General features: G+C 66.2%; 16 protein-coding genes. 8 read left to right on the top strand and 8 right to left on the bottom strand.

The annotated features are described in order from the left end of the window. Positions 1-65 precede the first annotated feature (65 nt). Positions 66-1,769 carry a PPE family protein gene (locus tag BN972_RS23755; RefSeq protein ID WP_036363248.1) on the top strand — a complete coding sequence of 568 codons (1,704 nt, stop codon included), beginning with the start codon at positions 66-68 and terminating at the stop codon, positions 1,767-1,769. A 109-nt stretch (positions 1,770-1,878) separates the two neighbouring features. Here BN972_RS23755 and ipdF read toward each other — a convergent pair whose 3' ends face one another. After that, positions 1,879-2,667, bottom strand: a complete 789-nt coding sequence (gene ipdF, locus BN972_RS23750) for a (5R,7aS)-5-hydroxy-7a-methyl-1-oxo-2,3,5,6,7,7a-hexahydro-1H-indene-carboxyl-CoA reductase (protein ID WP_036363243.1) — start codon at positions 2,665-2,667, stop codon at positions 1,879-1,881. Next, positions 2,664-3,812 carry an acyl-CoA dehydrogenase IpdE1 gene (gene ipdE1 / locus BN972_RS23745; RefSeq protein ID WP_036363240.1) on the bottom strand — a complete coding sequence of 383 codons (1,149 nt, stop codon included), beginning with the start codon at positions 3,810-3,812 and terminating at the stop codon, positions 2,664-2,666. The genes ipdF and ipdE1 overlap by 4 nt, the downstream gene beginning before the upstream one ends. A gap of 61 nt (positions 3,813-3,873) precedes the next feature. On the opposite strand from ipdE1, the gene fadD3 reads away from it, so the two are divergent. From fadD3 to BN972_RS23720, 5 genes are read left to right on the top strand one after another with little or no spacing between them, the layout of a single operon-like run. After that, a complete protein-coding gene (gene fadD3 / locus BN972_RS23740; protein WP_036363237.1) occupies positions 3,874-5,415 on the top strand; it encodes a 3-((3aS,4S,7aS)-7a-methyl-1,5-dioxo-octahydro-1H-inden-4-yl)propanoate--CoA ligase FadD3 in 1,542 nt (513 codons plus the stop codon). Continuing rightward, the gene (locus tag BN972_RS23735; RefSeq protein WP_036363235.1) at positions 5,406-6,539 is read left to right on the top strand and encodes an acyl-CoA dehydrogenase family protein; all 1,134 of its coding nucleotides are present in this window, start codon (positions 5,406-5,408) and stop codon (positions 6,537-6,539) included. Before fadD3 ends, BN972_RS23735 begins: the two co-directional genes overlap by 10 nt. Next, positions 6,539-7,474, top strand: coding sequence for an acyl-CoA dehydrogenase family protein (locus tag BN972_RS23730; RefSeq protein WP_036363232.1), 936 nt, complete (start codon positions 6,539-6,541; stop codon positions 7,472-7,474). Before BN972_RS23735 ends, BN972_RS23730 begins: the two co-directional genes overlap by 1 nt. Further along, on the top strand, positions 7,471-8,427 hold the full coding sequence (ipdE2, locus tag BN972_RS23725; RefSeq protein WP_036363229.1) for an acyl-CoA dehydrogenase IpdE2: 957 nt from the start codon (positions 7,471-7,473) through the stop codon (positions 8,425-8,427). Before BN972_RS23730 ends, ipdE2 begins: the two co-directional genes overlap by 4 nt. Continuing rightward, the gene (locus tag BN972_RS23720; protein WP_036363226.1) at positions 8,424-9,590 is read left to right on the top strand and encodes a pyridoxal phosphate-dependent aminotransferase; all 1,167 of its coding nucleotides are present in this window, start codon (positions 8,424-8,426) and stop codon (positions 9,588-9,590) included. Before ipdE2 ends, BN972_RS23720 begins: the two co-directional genes overlap by 4 nt. On the opposite strand, the gene BN972_RS23715 is transcribed toward BN972_RS23720, so the two are convergent. Continuing rightward, on the bottom strand, positions 9,555-10,400 hold the full coding sequence (locus tag BN972_RS23715; RefSeq protein ID WP_036363224.1) for an arylamine N-acetyltransferase family protein: 846 nt from the start codon (positions 10,398-10,400) through the stop codon (positions 9,555-9,557). The two genes, BN972_RS23720 and BN972_RS23715, sit on opposite strands and share 36 nt — an antisense overlap. A 184-nt stretch (positions 10,401-10,584) precedes the next feature. Between BN972_RS23715 and BN972_RS23710 the strand changes: the two genes are divergently transcribed. Next, the gene (locus tag BN972_RS23710) at positions 10,585-13,686 is read left to right on the top strand and encodes a serine/threonine-protein kinase (RefSeq protein ID WP_036363220.1); all 3,102 of its coding nucleotides are present in this window, start codon (positions 10,585-10,587) and stop codon (positions 13,684-13,686) included. 96 nt (positions 13,687-13,782) lie between these two features. Further along, positions 13,783-14,265 (top strand): hypothetical protein, encoded by a 483-nt coding sequence (locus tag BN972_RS23705; protein WP_051545745.1) that lies wholly within the window; start codon positions 13,783-13,785, stop codon positions 14,263-14,265. A 4-nt stretch (positions 14,266-14,269) separates the two neighbouring features. On the opposite strand, the gene BN972_RS23700 is transcribed toward BN972_RS23705, so the two are convergent. From BN972_RS23700 to BN972_RS23680, 5 genes are read right to left on the bottom strand one after another with little or no spacing between them, the layout of a single operon-like run. Further along, positions 14,270-15,094 (bottom strand): CHAD domain-containing protein, encoded by an 825-nt coding sequence (locus tag BN972_RS23700; RefSeq protein WP_051545744.1) that lies wholly within the window; start codon positions 15,092-15,094, stop codon positions 14,270-14,272. A gap of 37 nt (positions 15,095-15,131) precedes the next feature. Continuing rightward, positions 15,132-15,770, bottom strand: a complete 639-nt coding sequence (locus tag BN972_RS23695) for a hypothetical protein (RefSeq protein ID WP_235192556.1) — start codon at positions 15,768-15,770, stop codon at positions 15,132-15,134. Further along, positions 15,767-16,732, bottom strand: a complete 966-nt coding sequence (locus tag BN972_RS23690) for an MlaD family protein (protein WP_036363217.1) — start codon at positions 16,730-16,732, stop codon at positions 15,767-15,769. Before BN972_RS23690 ends, BN972_RS23695 begins: the two co-directional genes overlap by 4 nt. Continuing rightward, positions 16,729-17,727 (bottom strand): MlaD family protein, encoded by a 999-nt coding sequence (locus tag BN972_RS23685; protein WP_036363214.1) that lies wholly within the window; start codon positions 17,725-17,727, stop codon positions 16,729-16,731. Before BN972_RS23685 ends, BN972_RS23690 begins: the two co-directional genes overlap by 4 nt. After that, positions 17,724-18,851, bottom strand: coding sequence for an MlaD family protein (locus BN972_RS23680; RefSeq protein ID WP_036363211.1), 1,128 nt, complete (start codon positions 18,849-18,851; stop codon positions 17,724-17,726). The genes BN972_RS23685 and BN972_RS23680 overlap by 4 nt, the downstream gene beginning before the upstream one ends. Position 18,852: the final 1 nt, after the last annotated feature.

Raw genomic sequence — 18,852 nt, 5'->3', positions numbered from 1 at the left:
TCAACGTATGGTCTCTGACATTCACGGTTTGCCCACTGTGGGCATCCAATGCCGGAGGTTGCGCCATGAACTTTTCGCTACTCCCACCAGAGATCAATTCTTTGCGAATGTTCCTGGGCGCGGGCTCAGCTCCCATGCTGCAGGCCTCGGCGGCCTGGTCGGGGCTGGCCGAGGAGTTGGGTTCAGCGGCAAGCTCGTTCGCCTCGGTGACCTCGAATCTGGCGGGGCAGGCCTGGCAGGGCCCGGCAGCCAAAGCCATGTCCGCAGCCGCGGCGCCGTATGCCGCCTTTCTGGAGGCCGCGTCCGCGCGCGCGTTGAGCGCCTCCAGCCAGGCCCAGGCCGTAGCAGGTGCCTTCGAGGCGGCCAAGGCCGCCACCATCCACCCGGAGATCGTCGCCGCCAACCGGCAGATCTTCCTCAACCTGGTTCGCTCAAACTTGCTGGGCCTTAACGCCCCAGCGATCGCCGCCGCCGAAAGCATCTACGAGGAGTTCTGGGCCGCCGACGTTGCCGCGATGTTCGGCTACCACGGCGGAGCCTCGGCCGCCGCAGCGCAGCTCTCCTCGTGGCAGCAAACCCTTCAGGGCCTGCCCGGCATCGGACAGCTTTTCGGCGGAATCGGCCCCGCCGCGCCCGGTGACCCGAACTTCGGTATCGGTAACCAGGGCGGCGGCAACATCGGCAACGGCAACACCGGCAGCGGCAACCTCGGTAATGGCAACACCGGCAACAGCAACTTCGGTGGCGGCAATAACGGCAACAGCAACATCGGCAGCGGCAACTGGGGCGCGGGCAACTTCGGTGCCGGCAATCGCGGTGACGGCAACATCGGTCTGGGCAATAGCGGTTTGGGCAATAGTGGACTCGTGCAATCCCCCGGGAATAACAACATTGGACTGGGCAATGCCGGTAATAACAACTTCGGCATCGGCAACAGCGGCAACGGGAATCAGGGCGCCGGTAATACCGGTAACAACAACATTGGCTTCGGCCTTACCGGAAATAACCTGGCCGGTATCGGCAACGCCTACCTCGACCGAACGACGGGAACGTTCCATTTCACCGGTTTCAACGAAGGCATCAACAATATCGGCTTCGGCAATTCGGGCAACGGCAACATCGGCTTCTTCAACTCCGGCGACGGCAACGTCGGCATCTTCAACTCGGGCGCTCACTTGCCTGCCTCGCCGGACGTAGGCAAGCTACAGGGGATCGGCATCGGGAACAGCGGCTTCGGCAACTTCGGCCTCGGCAACAGTGGCGAAGGGAACTTCGGCTTCGGCAATACCGGCGGGCTGAACACCGGTATTGGAAATACGGGTGCCACCAACACCGGGCTTTTCAATAGCGGCCCGCAGAACACGGGCATGGACAACTCCGGCGGGTTCAACACCTTCGACGGCAATTCCGGCATCACCAACACCGGCTTCTTCAATTCCGGCAGCTTCAACACCGGCTTCGGATTCACTACCGACAGCGGCGCCACCAGCTCCGGCATCGGGAATATCGGTGAGAACATGTCCGGCTTTTATAACAGGGCGACCGACGGGACTGTAATTAATGGGTACATGTCGGGCTTCTTCAACTCCGCGAGCGGTACCACCGGCGCCTTCACCATAACCGGAATGGGATCGGGCTTTTTCAATACCGGCGTACCGACCAGCCTTGGCGGACCCACGCTTGCTGGGTTCAACTCTGGCTTTTTCAACAATGGGTCACTCTTGACGGGCTTCTTCAGCATCACCCGGCTACTCCAAGAGCTGACCTGATAGCCAGCCTCGGCCGATTGCTCTGATAGCGAGCCCGCCGAGTGTGCGCTCTACGACGCGACACGCCGGTCAGCTGTCGCCTAGTTCACGCTCGGCGGCCCACCCAAAATCACGGGTGCTGACTGGAAACCGAAATCACTTCTCCAGTCAGGTAACTCGAGTAGTCGCTGGCCAGGAACGCGATGGTGGCCGCCACCTCCCACGGCTCGGCGGCGCGTCCGAATGCCTCGCCCGCCGAAAGGCGGTCCAGCAGTTCGGGCGAGGAAGTCTTGTCCAGGAACTTGTGCCGGGCGATGCTGGGTGAGACGGCGTTGATCCGCACCCCGTACTCGGCGGCTTCGATTGCGCTGCAACGGGTTAATGCCATCACCCCGGCCTTGGCCGCCGCATAATGCGACTGCGAGTGCTGAGCCCGCCAGCCCAGCACGCTGGCGTTGTTGACGATCACGCCGCCGTGGGAAGCGTCCCGGAAGTACCGCAGCGCCGCGCGGGTTGCCCGGAAGACCGACGTCAGCGAGACGTCAAGCACCCGGTCCCACTCCTCGTCGGTCATGTCCGCCACCGGCGTCTGCCCACCCAAACCGGCATTGTTGACCAACACGTCCAACCGGCCCAACCGCGCCGTCGTCGACTGGATCAGGGCGTCCACCTGCGCGGTAGACGTCACGTCACACACCACGCTCTCCACCCGGCCCAGCCCCAGCGCAGCAAGCTCCGCCGCTGTCTCGCCCAATCGTCGTTCATGGTGATCCGAAACCAACACGTCGGCACCCTCGGCCAAGGCGCGGCGGGCGGTTGCCGAACCGATGCCGGTGCCCGCCGCGGCCGTCACCACAACCACCTTGCCTTCCAGAAGACCGTGTCCGGCAATCTCTTTGGGCGCTTCGGACAAGCTCACCCTTTGACCTCCCTCGGCAAACCGAGCACCCGCTCGGCGATGATGTTGCGCTGGATTTCGTTGGATCCGCCGTAAATCGTGTCAGCGCGGGTGAACAGATACAGCCGCTGCCATTCGTCGAACTCGCCGTCGGTCAGGGTCAGGCCAGACTTGCCCAGCACCTCCATGGCCAACTCGCCCAGACTGCGATGCCAGTTCGCCCACAACAGCTTTGAGACGTTGTCCTGACCGGGCTGCTCGACATCCATGGTTGCCAGGGCGTAGGACCGCATCGCGCGCAGCCCCGTCCACGCGCGGGTCAGCCGCTCCCTGATGAACGGATCGTCAGCGGCACCGGTCCGCTGCGCGAGCTTGGCCAGATTCGAAAGTTCACGGGCATAAACGATCTGCTGGCCCAGCGTTGAGACGCCTCGCTCGAACGTCAACGTCCCCATCGCCACCCGCCAGCCATCGCCCGGCTGCCCGACCACCAGCGAAGCATCGGTGCGCGCATCGTCGAAGAACACCTCGTTGAACTCGGCGGTACCGGTGATCTGCACGATCGGCCGCACCTGCACCCCCGGTTGATCCAGCGGCACAAGCAGATACGACAACCCGGCATGGCGCTTGGAACCCTTCTCAGTACGCGCCACCACGAAGCACCATTGCGACAGATGCGCCAACGACGTCCACACCTTCTGGCCGTTGATCACCCACTCGTCACCGTCGAGTTCGGCGGTGGTGGCGACGTTGGCCAGGTCGCTGCCGGCGCCCGGTTCCGAGTAGCCCTGACACCACAGTTCGGTGACGTCGAGGATCCGCGGCAGGAACCGCTGCTGTTGTTCAGGGGTGCCGAACGCGATCAGCGTCGGACCGAGCAGCTCTTCGCCGAAGTGGTTGACCTTGTCCGGGGCGTCGGCCAGGGCGTACTCCTCATAGAACGCGACCCGGTGCGCGACCGACAGTCCGCGCCCCCCGTGCTCGACCGGCCAACCCAGGCACGTCAGCCCCGCAGCCGCCAGGTGCTGGTTCCACGCCCGACGTTCTTCGAACGCCTCGTGTTCGCGCCCGGGGCCACCAAGACCCTTGAGAGCTGCGAATTCACCGACCAGATTGTCGGCGAGCCAGCCACGGACCTCGGCCCGGAACTCTTCGACGTCCTGCATAACCTGTAGGCTAACCTACCAAGCACTTGCTTTGTTAGGAGCATCTGGCCGAGGAGTATCAGTGACCACCGATCCGCGCACCGTGCCGGCGGCGCTGGACCGTCTCGCGCAACTACATCCCGACCATGACGCCCTGATCACCGACGATCGGACTTTCACCGCGACCGCCCTGCGCGACGAAGTGCACCGGGCCGCAGCCGCATTGATCGCGCTCGGCGTCGAGCCGAAAGACCGGGTGGCGATCTGGTCGCCGAACACCTGGCACTGGGTGGTGGCCTGCCTGGCCATCCATCACGCGGGCGCCACGATGGTGCCGCTGAACACGCGTTACACCGCCTCCGAAGCAGCCGACATCCTGGCCCGCACCGCAGCGCCGGTGCTTTTCGCGGCCGGCCGGTTCCTGGGCAACGACCGCGCCGCGGACCTGGACCGTGCCGCGTTGCCGGCGTTGCGCCATATCGTCCGGATCCCGATCGAAGCCGACGATCCTGTCCAAGGGACGTGGGACGACTTCATCTCGCGGGGCGCGGACCTGGGCGCAGTTCACGCCCGCGCAGCCGCCGTGTCCCCCGACGACCTCAGCGACATCCTGTTCACCTCGGGCACCACTGGGCGCAGCAAGGGCGTGCTGTGCGCGCATCGGCAGTCGCTGGCGGCCTCGGCGGCCTGGGCGGCCAACGGCAAAATCACCAGCTCCGACCGCTATCTGTGCATCAACCCGTTCTTCCACAACTTCGGCTATAAGGCCGGCATCCTGGCGTGCCTGCAAACCGGGGCCACGTTGATCCCGCATCTGACGTTCGACCCACTGCGCGCCCTGCAGGCGATCGAACAGCACCGCATCACCGTGCTGCCCGGACCCCCGACCATTTATCAGACCCTGCTGGACCACCCCGCCCGCAGCGAGTACGACCTGAGTTCGTTGAGGTTCGCGGTGACGGGTGCAGCGACGGTGCCGGTGGTGCTGGTGGAACGCATGCAGTCCGAACTCGATATCGACATCGTGCTGACCGCCTACGGGCTGACCGAGGCCAACGGCATGGGAACGGCATGCCGGCCCGAGGACGACGCGGTGACGGTGGCGACCACCTGCGGACGCCCATTCGCCGACTTCGAATTGCGTATCGCCGAAACGGGCGAAGTTTTGCTGCGCGGCCCGAATGTCATGCTGGGCTACCTTGACGATCCCGAAGCCACCGCTGCCGCAATCGATTCCGACGGCTGGCTGCACACCGGCGATATCGGCACCGTCGACGCCAACGGAAACCTGCGAATCACCGATCGGCTCAAGGACATGTACATCTGCGGCGGTTTCAATGTCTATCCCGCCGAGATCGAACAGGTGCTGGCCCGGATGGACGGTGTAGCAGACGCCGCGGTGATCGGCGTACCCGACGATCGGCTCGGTGAGGTCGGCCGGGCATTCGTGGTCACGCGCCCGGGGGCCGATCTCGACGAGGCATCGGTGATCGCCTATACCCGTGAGCATTTGGCGAACTTCAAGACGCCGCGCTCGGTGCGATTCGTCGACACGTTGCCGCGCAATGCCGGCGGTAAGGTGGTCAAACCACAACTGCGGGAGATCGATTCCAAATGGACCTGACGCTCGATGAAGCGACGCTCGCATTCCAGGCCGAGGTGCGCGAATTCCTGGCGGCCAACCGGGACTCGATCCCTACGAAGTCCTACGACAACGCCGAAGGGTTTGCCCAGCACCGGGTTTGGGACAAGGTGCTGTTCGACGCGGGCCTGTCGGTAATCACCTGGCCGCGCAAGTACGGTGGCCGGGACGCGCCCCTGCTGCACTGGGTGGTGTACGAGGAGGAATACTTCCGCGCCGGTGCCCCCGGCCGGGCCAGCGCCAACGGTACATCCATGCTGGCGCCGACCTTGTTCGCGCACGGCACCGAGGAACAGCTCGACCGGATCCTGTTGAAAATGGCCAGCGGGGAACAGATCTGGGCCCAGGCCTGGTCGGAGCCGGAATCCGGCAGCGACCTGGCCTCGCTGCGGTCCACCGCCACGAAGACCGACGGCGGCTGGCTGCTCAACGGCCAGAAGATCTGGAGTTCGCGAGCACCGTTCGCAGACATGGGTTTCGGGCTGTTCCGGTCCGACCCGTCCGCGCAACGCCACAACGGGCTGACGTATTTCATGTTCGACCTCAAAGCCAAAGGCGTCACGGTGCGACCGATCGTCCAGCTCGGCGGCGACACCGGTTTCGGTGAGATCTTCCTCGACGACGTCTTCGTACCCGACGAGGACGTGATCGGCACCCCCAACGAGGGCTGGCGCGCAGCCATGAGCACCTCGAGCAACGAGCGGGGCATGTCGCTGCGCAGCCCCGCCCGCTTCCTCGCCGCGGCCGAACGACTGGTGCGGCTCTGGAAAGACAGCGGCTCCCCGCCGGAGTTCGCCGAGCGGGTCGCCGACGGATGGATCAAGGCGCAGGCGTATCGATTGCAGACGTTCGGTACCGTCACCCGACTTGCCAACGGCGGCGAGCTGGGCGCGGAATCGTCGGTCACAAAGGTGTTCTGGTCCGACCTGGACGTGCAGTTGCACCAGACGGCGCTGGACCTCCGCGGCGCGGACGCTGAACTGGCCGGGCCGTGGGCCGAAGGTCTGCTGTTCGCCCTCGGTGGGCCGATTTACGCCGGCACCAACGAGATACAGCGCAACATCATTTCCGAACGACTGCTCGGCCTGCCCCGGGAGAAGCGCTGATGGAATTCGCACTCGACGCCCAGCAACGCGACTTCGCCGCCAGCATCGACGCTGCGCTCGGTGCCGCCGACCTGCCCGGCGCCGTACGGGCCTGGTCCGCCGGAGACGTCGCACCCGGGCTGAAGGTTTGGGAGCAATTGGCCAACCTCGGCGTCACAGCGCTGATCGTGCCCGAGAAGTTCGATGGCCTGGACGCCTCACCGGTCGACCTGGTGGTTGCCCTCGAGCGTCTCGGTTACTGGTGTGTCCCCGGGCCGGTCACCGAATCCATCGCCGTCGCACCAGTTCTGCTGAGCGAGGACGATCGCGCGGCCGCCCTGGCGGCCGGCGAACTGATCGTCAGCGTCGCCCTGCCGCCCGAGGTCCCCCGGGCCGTCAACGCGGATACCGCCGGCCTCGTGCTGCTGGCCGGAGCGGATGGCGTCAGCGAGGCCCAGCTCGGTGACCGTCACGAATCCGTCGACCCCAGCCGTGCGCTCTACGACGTGACGGCTACGGGACAAACCTGGCAGGCCGACGTGGCGCGGGCCTACGACTTCGGAGTACTGGCCACGGCGGCGCAACTGGTCGGGGCGGCCGAAGCGCTGCTGACCGGCAGCGTCGAATACGCCAAACAGCGGTCACAGTTCGGCCGGGTGATCGGCTCGTACCAGGCGATCAAGCACAAGCTCGCCGACGTGCACATCGCGGTCGAGCTGGCGCGCCCGTTGGTCCACGGTGCCGCGGTGACGCTGGAGCCGCGAGACATCAGTGCGGCCAAGGTTGCGGCGGGCGAAGCGGGCCTGTTGGCCGCGCGTTCGGCGTTGCAGACGCACGGGGCGATCGGTTTCACTCAGGAGCACGACCTGTCGCTGCTGCTGCTACGGGTACAGGCGCTGCGCACGGCCTGGGGCACCCCCGAGGCGCACCGGCGGCGAGTATTGGAGGCGCTATGACGTCCGCCGACGAACGGGAGATGCTACGGGAGACCGTGGCCGCCCTGGTAACCAAGCATGCCAATCCGGCTGCCGTGCGGGCGGCGATCGAGTCCGAACGCGGGTACGACGAGGCGCTGTGGCAACTGCTGTGTGAGCAGGTCGGTGCGGCCGCACTGGTGGTGCCCGAGGAGTTGGGCGGCGCCGGTGGTGAACTCGCCGACGCGGCTGTGGTGCTGCAGGAGTTGGGACGTGCCTTGGTGCCGTCACCATTGCTCGGCACCACGCTCGCAGAACTGGCCCTGCTGGCCGCCGACGAGCCCGACGCCGAGACGCTGGCGGCGCTCGCCGAGGGCGCTTCGATCGGCGCACTGGTGTTTGATCCCGACTTCGTGGTCAACGGCGACATCGCCGACGTCGTCGTCGCCACCGCCGACGGCCGGCTCAGCAGGTGGGACCGGTTCACCGCCGAGCCGGTCACCACGATGGACCCGACCCGCCGGCTGGCCCGCCTGCAGGCGCAGGAGACGACGGCGCTCGGCACCGACCCGGGACTGGCCGACACCGCGGCGATTCTGCTGGCCGCCGAGCAGATCGGCGCCGCGGAACGCTGCCTCGAGCTCACCGTCGACTACGCAAAGAACCGTGTGCAGTTCGGACGCCCGATCGGCAGCTTCCAGGCCCTCAAGCACCGAATGGCCGACCTGTACGTCACTGTCGCCGCGGCACGAGCCGTGGTCAACGACGCCTGCGACCAACCGACGCCGACCAATGCCGCCACCGCGCGATTGGCCGCGACCGAGGCTTTGAATGTCGTGACCGCCGAAGGCATTCAACTGCACGGCGGTATCGCGATCACCTGGGAACACGACATGCATCTGTATTTCAAGCGCGCGCACGGCAGTGCGCAGTTGCTCGCCCCGCCGCGAGAGTTGCTGCGACGGCTGGAATCCGAGGTGCTCGCCGCACCGTGACCGACCGTGTCGCCGCCCGGGCCGGCATCCCACCGTTCTATGTGATGGATGTCTGGCTGGCCGCCGCCGAACGGCAGCGCACGCACGGCGATCTGGTGAACCTGTCCGCCGGGCAGCCGAGCGTGGGTGCGCCGGAGCCGGTCCGCGCCGCCGCGGCGGCCGCGCTGCATCTGAACCAATTGGGTTACACCGTTGCCCTGGGCATTCCGGAACTGCGCTCGGCGATCGCCGCGGATTACCAACGCCAGCACGGTATCTCCGTCGAACCGGACGCCGTCATCGTCACCACCGGCTCGTCGGGCGGCTTCCTGCTGGCGTTTCTGGCGTGCTTCGATGTGGGCGACCGGGTGGCAATGGCCAGCCCCGGCTACCCGTGTTATCGAAACATCCTGTCCGCGCTGGGGTGTGAAGTCGTCGAAATTCCGTGCGGCCCACAGACCCGGTTTCAGCCCACCGCACAGATGCTCGCCGATCTCGACCCGCCGATCCAAGGTGTCGTCGTCGCCAGCCCGGCCAATCCCACCGGCACGGTGATCCCGCCCGAAGAACTGGCGGCCATCGCATCCTGGTGTGACAGCACCGGCGTTCGATTGATCAGCGACGAGGTCTACCACGGCCTGGTATACGACGGAGCGCCGACGACCAGCTGTGCTTGGCAGACGTCGCGAAATGCCGTACTGGTCAACAGCTTTTCGAAATATTTCGCAATGACGGGCTGGCGGTTGGGCTGGCTGGTGGTGCCCACCGAACTGCGACGCGCGGTCGACTGCCTGACCGGAAACTTCACTATCTGCCCTCCGGTGCTGTCCCAGATCGCTGCGGTGTCGGCGTTCACTCCCGAGGCGATAGCAGAGGCCGAAGCGAACCTGTCGCACTATTCGATCAACCGGCGCAAGCTGCTTGACGGCCTGAGCGCAGTGGGCTTGGACCGCCTCGCACCCACCGATGGCGCGTTCTACGTCTACGCCGATGTCTCGGACTTCACCGACGACTCGCTGGCATTTTGCTCGAAGTTGTTGGCTGACACCGGCGTAGCAATCGCGCCGGGTATCGACTTCGATCCCGGCCGCGGAACCTCCTACGTCCGAATGTCATTCGCCGGCCCCACCGAGGATATCGAAGAGGCGCTACGCCGGATCGGGACTTGGTTGCCCGGCAAATAGGGTGCCGATCCGCTTTTCGAGGGCGGCACCGACGTCCGCCACATCGATGCCGAACCGCTGGCGCAGCGTGTCGAGCACCGCGGCGACGTCGTCGAGCACGATCTTCTCGCTGCCTGCGGCGCGGTGGATGGCGAGAGTGCGGCCGGACAGGTTCACCCGGGCGTCGTCGGTAACCGCCGCCACCATGAGGCCGGTGACGAAGTGCGAAGCGGGATGGGTCGAGACGTACCAGCTCCCGACGGTCAAATCGATCTGCGGCCTGGTCTGGGTACTGAACTCATACAGCGCCTGCCATTCACCGCGCACCTGGGCCTGCAGCACCAGCCCGTCGCCGCGGTCCTCGAGCCGGCACGGCTCGTGCGTGGTCTGTTGCACGCCGCCGGTCTGCAGGCGCAGCGGCGAGGTCGGTGTCTGGCCGCCGAAACCCACGTCGACGAGGTAGGGCCCCGCGCAACCGGGGAACGTCACCGCCAGCACGGTGTGGGTCTGGGCCGGCAGAGCTGCGTCCGGCGGCTGCATCCACACCACCCGGCCGGCGAGGCGCCGCACTCGATAGCCGAGTTCGGCCAGCACGTAGCCCATCAACCCGTTCTGCTCGTAGCAGTAACCACCGCGGCGGCGGCGAACAAGCTTGTCGAACAACGCTTCCGGGCCCAGGTCGTCGACGGGCACGCCGGTGAACGGGTCGAGGTTCTCGAAGGGGATGGCCCGGGTGTGCGCGGTTACCAGGCCCTGCAGGACTTCGAGAGTCGGTTCGCTTGCGCCGCCGTAGCCGACGCGATCGAAGTATGCGGACAGATCCAATGCCATAACAGCCATTCTCCGGCCAGGCGTCGCTGCTGCGGTGCACACCCCTTCCGGCTTTGCCTGATGGGTGTTTAGCCCACACGACTCGCCGAAACGATCGTTGCCAGAACGGTTCCTAGCGGAGGGGAGGTTCGCTAGTGTTGGTTTCGCGAAACAACCAAATTCCGCGGAGGGAAGCGCCGAAGACATGCCTGAAGAACCTTCAGCGGAGGGGGCGGCGCCGAGCGCGATTATCACGGAATTGGCCGCCGCGGGTTTCGAGGATGCCCGCCAGGTTGGTCGTGGCGGCGCGGGCGTGATCTACCGCTGCTACGAGACGGCGCTGGGGCGAAGCGTCGCGGTCAAGGTGCTGCCCTCCCACCTCGACGAGGAGGACAGCAGGGAACGCTTCCTGCGCGAGGGCTACGCGATGGGCGGGCTGTCCGGCCATCCCAACATCGTCCACATCCTGCGTGTCGGAATGACGACCAGCAATCGGCCCTACATCGTCATGCCCTACCACGCCGCGGACTCACTGGCGGTTCGATTGCGGCACGAGGGCCCCATCCCCTGGCCCGAGGCGCTGCGGATCGGCGTGAAGTTGTGCGGAGCGCTAGAGACCGCGCATCGCAACGGCACCCTGCACCGCGATATCAAGCCCGCGAATGTGCTGATCAACGACTACGGGGAGCCGCAGCTCAGCGACTTCGGAATCGCGCACATCGAAGGTGGCTACGAGACAGCCACCGGCTTCTTCTCCGGCACCATCGACTACACCGCGCCCGAAGTGATGACTGGAAACCCGGCGACCGTGGCGGCCGACATCTACTCGCTGGGCGCCACGATCTATGCGCTGATCGCCGGCAACGCCGCGCACGAACGGAGAAAGGGCGAGGACCTGATCCAGCAGTACCTGCGGATCAGCTCCAGCGGGATCCCGGATATGCGCCCCGAAGGAATCCCGGACTCGGTGTGCGCGGCGATCGAGAAGGCGATGTCGCTCGATCCGACCCAGCGGCCGTCCACCGCAGAGGAGTTCGGTCACGATCTGCAGGCCGCGCAGCGGGCCAACGGCCTGAAACCCGATGCCATGGCGATCACCCGGATCGGGGACAACACCGGGCGCACCGCGATCCTGGCCCCGGGCGCCCCGAGTGGCCCGCCCAGCGCGGCCGGCGATAGCCGCCAGACCCGGCCACCTGGCCCACCCACCGACAACCGCACTTCCCCGAGCAGCCCGCCGATCACTCCGCCGCGCGCTCCCCGCGGCGACTCGGCTCAAAGCGACTTCGCCGAGGCCACCAACGTCCTGCGCAGCATGCAGGCACACACCGAGCCGCAGGTCGCCAAGGCACCGCCGCCCGCAGAGCCGGGCAAACTCCCAGGCAAACCCACGGGCAAACCCACCGGCCCGAAGGCGCTGTTCGGTCGATCCGCAACCAAGAAGAACCGTCTACTGATGGCCGGGGCGATCGCGGTGGCGCTGCTGCTGGTCATCGGCGGTGTCGTCATCGCGATGTCCCAGGACGACAACAAGCACAGCCAAGCGACGAGTCAGCCGCGGACCCAGGCGCCCGTCCAGTGGAAACCGATCACCAACGCGCGCACCGCGCGCGACGCGACGGCGACGACCCAATCCGACGGCACCATCTGGATTTTCGGCGGCATCGGCAGCGACGGATCGGTGACCGCGCGCCACGAGGGCTACGACCCCGCCATCGACGAATGGAAAGGCGGCGACGACCTTCCCGTCCCGGTGCAACGCGCCGCAGCGGTGACCTGGCAGGGCAACCCGGTGGTCCTGGGCGGCTGGAAGACCACGGGAACCAAACCCGCTGCGAGCGACCAGGTTTGGCGAGTGGTCAACAGTCACTGGGTGGAGCTGCCGCGCCTGCTGCAGCCGCGGGCGGCGGCCGCCGCGGCGGTGGTCGGTGACCGCATCATCGTCACCGGCGGAGTGGACGCCGACGGTGCGCTGCTGAACACCACCGAAATCTTCGACGGCAACAGCTGGACGCTTGGAGCGCCGATACCGACGCCACGGCAGTTGCTCGCCGCGGCCACCGACGGCAAATTGGTGTACGCCGTCGGCGGAGCCAGTGGCAGCACGGACTCGGCGGCGGTCGAGGCGTACGACCCCGCCGCGAAGTCCTGGAGCACGTTGCCGCCGCTGCAGCGGCCACGCAGCGATCTCGGTGTGGCGATCGCCGACGGGCGTCTGGTGGCGGTTGGCGGCTTGTCCGGCGGCGAAATCCTCAAGAGTGTGTCGGTGTTCGACCTGACGGCCAAGGTCTGGGACGCCCTACCGGACATGGCCACCGCGCGGCACGGGATGGCGGTAGCCGCGGTAGAGAAGACCGTCTACGCGATCGGTGGGTCGACGGGTCCCGCGGATCAGCAGGTGGTCTCCTCGGCGGAGGCGCTCACCCTGCCCGCGCGCAAGATTCAGCCGGCGTCGCAGTGGCGTAGCCTGCCCGACGCGAAGACGCCCCGGCTGATGATGGCGTGGACGGTGCTCAGCGACAAGATCTGGGTGATCAGCGGTTTGTTGAACGGCACGGTGCTGAACACGGTCGAGAGCTACGACCCGCGGACCGGGGTCTGGGAGACCGGTCCGCCGTTGCCCGTGGCGCTGCACCACGCCGCGGCGGCCACCTATCGCGGCGAAGTGGTGGTGCTCGGCGGCGCGACCGACAACATCGCCGACGCATCCAACAGGGTGTTCGCTTTGCGGGGCAACAACTGGGTCGAGCTGCCGCCGCTGGGTCATCCCCGAGCTGCACCGGCGGCCGCGGTGGTCGGCGACAAGCTCGTGGTCGTCGGTGGTCAGAATGCCAAGCAAGTGGTGCCGCAGACCGAGGTCTTCGACGGCACGTCTTGGAGAGACTCCGCCGACATGCCGACCCCGCGCGAGCACCTGGCCGCCGTTTCGGACGGGACTTACGTCTACACCGTGGGTGGCCGATTCCTGTCGGCCGATAAGAACTCCGCGGCCTTCGAGCGGTATGACCCGGCGTCGGGGACTTGGACCAAGCTGGTCGACATGCCGACGCCGCGCGGAAGTTACGGTGCCACCTACATCGACGGCCGCGTCGTGGCGGTCGGCGGCGAGGAACCGACGCGGGTGCTGGCTGTGGTGGAGTCCTATGACATCGCCGATGGCAAGTGGTCGACCCTCACCCCCATGCCGACCGCGCGGCACGGCGAGGCGGTGGCAACGGTCGGCCACACGATCTATGTGATCGGTGGCGCCAATCGTCCCTCGCACGAGGGCGGCACCGCGACGGTCGAGGCGCTCGATTTCAATTAGCGGTCGCAGATCGCTTGTTTTATCCCTGTGGAATATGGGGACTCGGTAGAGACGGCTGCCGCATAACCGCACACCGATCTATCGATGGAGCTCATTATGAGTACCAGCAATATCGTCTGGATTGTGATCGCCGCACTCGTGCTCCTCGCGCTGATTGCCGCACTCGTCGTCGTCTCGACCAGGGCGAAGCGGCGCCGCCAGTTGGAGCAAGCCGAACAAATCCGCGAGCAGGCCAGGGTGGACGCCGCCCGAGTGGAACGCCGCGAGGCGCTCGCACAGGAAACCGCTGCCAAGGCGCGTGCGGCGCAGGCCGAGGCGGAGGCCAAGGCCGCCGAAGCCGCCCGGCTGCAGGAACGTGCCGCCGCCCACCAGGACGAGGTGGCGACATCGCGCGAGCAACTCGACGAGCAGCTCAAGCGCGCCGACACCATCGACCCGACGGTCCGCAGAAACAACGCTGACCGCGTTGATGACGATGCGCCAACCGAGGACAAGGCGTGGAGCCAAGAGTTGACCAACCCCAACTACCAGGACGGGTCCCAGCGCGACGCCGAGCACTACGGCGGGGCGAACACCTGAGGAGTCAGAGCCCGCGCACCGCTTCGCGACTGCGCGTTGCGATTCGTTGCTCCCGCGCATACAGCAGCCCGTAGGTGAACCCGTTCTCTCCGGGGGTTGTTCCTGCAGCGATCGCCAGCCGTCGAAGCGTGGCGGTGGCCACCTCGGCATCCTGATGGTCACCCAATACCTGCTGAATATGCTTGTACCGCTTGATTGTCCGCTTGGCGCCCTTATCGATCGGGCGACACAGTTCGGCGGCGTACCGGGCGCGCTTGGCAGCCTTGCGTGCGCGGTGCAGCATCTCGCCGGAGCCGCCGTCGAGGGCCTCGGCCAGGCGCTTATCCGCCTTGTGCCGCGCGCGATCGGTTCGCTTGCGCAGTTGCTTGCGGGTGAGGCCGGCAGCAACGGGCGGGTCGGCCCGCCAGTCGCGTAGCACCGCGGTGAGAGCCAGGTAGCGTTCGGATTCCATTGCTTCGCCGACGCGGGTGCGGGCCGGCAGTTCAATCGCCTTCAGCTCGTTGCGAATTCGCGATCGTACCGGACCCAGTACCAGGGTATCGGGCAACTCGTCGAGCGCTTCGGAGAAGCGGCGCGACTGGACGTGGCAATCGCGGACCTCGCCCAGCAGTCCCGCGAACCACTTGAGTTCGTCGTCCATGTCACCCACCGCCGGACCGTCGAGCGCCTTGCGGAATACCCGCAGCGTGCTGCGCAGCCGTCGGATAGCCACCCGGGTGTCGTGGATCGGGTCGTCCCCGCTGCGCAGCCCGGCATCCCCGGCCGCGATCTCGTCGAGTTGGGTGTTCAGGTAGTCAGTAAGCGCCTCGACGGCCCGAGTGTCCGGCATACGGAACGCATTTCCGCGCGGTGCGGTCGCCAAACCTTTATCGGCCGGGGACGGGACCGGGTTCCGGTGGCGACATCGGGTCTGCGTTGGCGTGGCTGCCGGCCTTGGGTCCGATGTCGGACACCTGCCACTTGTCGCCGGTCCTGTTGACGGTGACCTGCAACAGGATCAGAGACACCCGCGACTTGGGGTTCTGCAGATTGCGGGTGGTCTGCGCGGCCGATACCACCACCTGGTAGACCTGCCCCGGTTGCGCTACCGCGTCGGTGGCCAGTACCTCACCGGATGAGGTGACCTGTGCTTGCGTCATGATGCCTTTGAGAAGCTCGGTGGCGTTGACGTACTTGTCCTTGAGTGTCTGCGAGACGCCATCCTCGACAGCGCGGAAGAAGGCGTCGGGGTCCTCGAAGCTGTAGGTGAGCGATTTCAGCGCGTAGTCCCGAGCGAGCCGCGACGCGGTTTCGCGGTCCGCTTCGCTGTGCCGCAGTGCCGTCAACTCCCCGGAGACGTTGCGGTACTTGTCGAATCCGAACCACCCGGCTGCAACCAACGCCAACACGACAAGAGCCCAAACCCAACGCCGACGGTATGGAGCACGGGGCACGCCGGCATCGGGAGCCTCGCCGGCCTCGGCGGTGTCTTCGATTGTCTCCTCAATCAGGGTGTCGTTGCTCACGGGTGTCCTCTCGGTACGGTGACGTGCACGCGAACGCCGCCTGTGTCGTTGAACGTCGACTCCCACACGTCGACGAAGTGTCCTGCGTCCACCTTGAATTCGCGCAGCGGCGCGGTGGCCGGTTCCAACGCCGCGGCGAAGGTACTCAGCGGCCCTGACAGCATGTCGAGGTACCGCTGGAGGTTGGACACCAAGGTGGGGACCGGGGCACCGGGGGCGAAGACGCCGTCACCGGTGTGCGCATACTCGTCGACCCTGCGGGTGAGATCCGCCAACGCCGACACCGAACTGGGCAGGGCCGCACCGCTTCTGGTGAGTAAGCCACCGACGTCTTGCTTACTGATGTCGGTGGTCAACGTTTCGACGTTGCCGAAGAGCGTGGTCAGCAGCAGGTTGTTGTCCCGCTCCATGTTCGCGGCCAGGCCCGCGGTGCTCGCCAGCGAGTCCAAGGCGGCGTCGTTGTCCGCGAAGGCCACCGAGACGGCGCCGACGATGTTGTTGACGTATGTCGGGTTGAGCACCGACAGCAGCGCATTGGCCTTGTTCAGCAGGTCGCTGACGGTGACGGCGGCAGCGACCCGCTCCGCCGGGATGACGGTGCCGTCGCTGAAGTAGGGCGGTGCAACGTGTTTCGGCGTGAAGTCGATGTACTGCTCGCCGACCAGGGACAAGTTTTGGATGCTGATGGCACTGTCGGCCGGGACGGGATGCTGCTGGTCGATGTCCAGCGAGACCAGCAATCCGGTGGGGGTGGTTTGGATTCCGGCTACTCTACCGATCCGTATCCCCCGCATCGTCACCTGCGAGGTGGGCATCAACCCACCGGAGTTGTCCAGCAGCAGGGTGAGCCGGGTCCTCTGGCCGGTCGGTTCGACGTTGAGCACACCGAACGTCAAATAGGCCGCACCAAGCAATGTCACCACCGCCAGAATGGCCGAGGTGACCGTCACGTTGAACCTCATGGCAGCATCCCCATCGTTCGCAGTACCGAGATCGCTTCGTCCGCACGCGTTCCGGGGTCGGTGGTGACGCTCAGTTTGGGGCCGCCGTTGCTGTAGAACGGGATCAACTTGTCCCGCATCAGCGCGACGAACTTGTCGGCAATGGCCGGAAAGGTGATGTCGGCTGACGCGATTGTCCGCACCGTCGGGGTGATGTAGGACAGCATCCGCAGTAGGTCTGGGGCATTGGGGACCAGTAGCTGGCCACCGTAACGGCCGAGATCCTGTGCGCAGACAAGCAGTTGGATGATACCCGGTAGCACGGCGGCCATGCCCCGAAGCCTGGCGGGCCCCTCGTTGACCAGCCGGTCGAACGCCCATGTGTCGGCCAGCAGGCCGTCACTCACAGTTGCGGTGCCGCTGAGGATCTCGTCGATCACATCTTCGTTCGCCGCCAGATCGTGCAGCATCCCGGCCAGCTTCTGCCGCATCCGGTCCAACTCGGCCGGGTCTTTGGAGAACGCATGGTTGAAGTTGACCACCGACTCTTGCAGGGTGTTCAGCGAGCCACCGGACACCAAGGTCGACACGGAGCGCAGGATGTCCTCGACGTTGTCCGCCGGAACCGTGTTGCGCAGCGGAATCGTGTCGCCATCATGCAACCAGACCGGCGCCGGGCTTTCCGAAGGCAGTAACGCGATGTAGATGTCGCCCAGCACCGTCGCCTGGCGCAACTCGGCGCGCAGGTCGCGCGGCAGCCTGACGCTGTCGTCGACGTCGATGTGGGCGACGGCCGTGTTGCCGACCAACTGGACCCGATCCAGGACGCCCACCTGCACTCCACCCAGGTCGACCTTGGCCCGCGCCGGCAGATTCAGCACGCTGGAGAATTCGATCTTGATGGAGTACTTGCCGGTTGGCGCATACGCGCCGGGTACCGGAAGCCGGGTCGGGTCCAGCGCACAGCCGGATAGCAGCCCGATCACTATCAAGGCGGGCAGTACACGCCGGATCATGATGCCGCCGCTCCCATCAAAAGATCGGTCAGGCCCAGCGAGACCGCGTCGGGGGGTGCGCCGGGTGCACACGCCGCCTCGGCACCGGGTATGTTGCGCTGCCGCAACGCATCACAGACCGCACCGGCCTGCGCCGGTGACATCGACACCTGCGGCGGAAGGTAGGTGACGTTGTGGGCGCCCCAGGCCGGCTGGTACTGCGAAGCGATCCAGTTCGTCACGGGCGGCAACGCGTTGATGAATCCGACGATCTGTGGTGTGAAGGCGGTGAGGACATCGCGTAGCCAAGGGATCAGCTTGTCGCCGATGTTGTTGTACGCCCGCGGTCCGAATCTGTTCAACGCATCGACCAGGAGCGGGAGCGAGTGCGCCAGGTGGCCCAGCGCAGACCCGAAGCCGGTCGAGAGCCCCTCGATCATCCGCAGGCTCTCGGGCAGGGACTGGATCACGGTGCTGAAGGTGTCCCAGTGCTGCAGTAAATCGGAGGTAAGCACTTCGCTGTTCGCCAGCAGCCGACGGGATTCGGCGTCGGCATTGTTGGGATCGCCGACAAGGGCCACGAGGTCCCGCAGCGTTTCGCCGAGTTGTGGGCCGGTTCCCTCCAAAGAGCGGCTCAACGCGGCCAGGCTTTCGTTGATCGCCTGAGCCCCGGGCGCCTTCATCGGGTCCTGGCCCCCGCCTGACCCAAGGATGGTGCCGGCGAGTTTGTCGACAGCAGAGAAGGTTTGGCTGACACTGATCGGGGTCCTCGTCGACTCGAGCTTGATACAGTGTGCGCCGGTCAGTTTCGGACCTGCGGCATACGGCTTGGTGAGTTCGACATGCCGGTCGGCGACGACCGACTGTGAATAGCTCAGCGCTCCCACGTCGGCCGGCAGCTCGAGGTCGTTGGGGACGGTGAAGTCGACCCGGACGTGGTCGGCCTCATTGGTGATCGCGGTTACGGAACCCACATCGATGCCCAGCAACTGCACCTTGTTGCCCGGGTACAGGCCGACCGCGTCATGGAACTCCGCGCATAGTGCCCTGGCGGCGCCGAACTCCGGTGCCATCAACTTGGCACCTGTCACCGCCGTGGCGACCACACCCGCCACGACCACTGCTATCAGTACCGGCTTCTTCATT

The sequence above is a fragment of the Mycobacterium asiaticum DSM 44297 genome, from assembly GCF_000613245.1.
GTDB lineage: Bacteria > Actinomycetota > Actinomycetes > Mycobacteriales > Mycobacteriaceae > Mycobacterium > Mycobacterium asiaticum.
This window is presented reverse-complemented; position numbering and strand designations above follow the sequence as displayed.

Coding starts and splice junctions, on each gene's coding strand:
- BN972_RS23755 (WP_036363248.1), top strand. CDS start 66: ATGAACTTTTCGCTACTCCCACCAGAGATCAATTCTTTGCGAATGTTC.
- ipdE1 (WP_036363240.1), bottom strand. CDS start 3,812: ATGCAGGACGTCGAAGAGTTCCGGGCCGAGGTCCGTGGCTGGCTCGCC.
- BN972_RS23735 (WP_036363235.1), top strand. CDS start 5,406: ATGGACCTGACGCTCGATGAAGCGACGCTCGCATTCCAGGCCGAGGTG.
- BN972_RS23730 (WP_036363232.1), top strand. CDS start 6,539: ATGGAATTCGCACTCGACGCCCAGCAACGCGACTTCGCCGCCAGCATC.
- ipdE2 (WP_036363229.1), top strand. CDS start 7,471: ATGACGTCCGCCGACGAACGGGAGATGCTACGGGAGACCGTGGCCGCC.
- BN972_RS23715 (WP_036363224.1), bottom strand. CDS start 10,400: ATGGCATTGGATCTGTCCGCATACTTCGATCGCGTCGGCTACGGCGGC.
- BN972_RS23710 (WP_036363220.1), top strand. CDS start 10,585: ATGCCTGAAGAACCTTCAGCGGAGGGGGCGGCGCCGAGCGCGATTATC.
- BN972_RS23705 (WP_051545745.1), top strand. CDS start 13,783: ATGAGTACCAGCAATATCGTCTGGATTGTGATCGCCGCACTCGTGCTC.
- BN972_RS23700 (WP_051545744.1), bottom strand. CDS start 15,094: ATGCCGGACACTCGGGCCGTCGAGGCGCTTACTGACTACCTGAACACC.
- BN972_RS23690 (WP_036363217.1), bottom strand. CDS start 16,732: ATGAGGTTCAACGTGACGGTCACCTCGGCCATTCTGGCGGTGGTGACA.
- BN972_RS23685 (WP_036363214.1), bottom strand. CDS start 17,727: ATGATCCGGCGTGTACTGCCCGCCTTGATAGTGATCGGGCTGCTATCC.
- BN972_RS23680 (WP_036363211.1), bottom strand. CDS start 18,851: ATGAAGAAGCCGGTACTGATAGCAGTGGTCGTGGCGGGTGTGGTCGCC.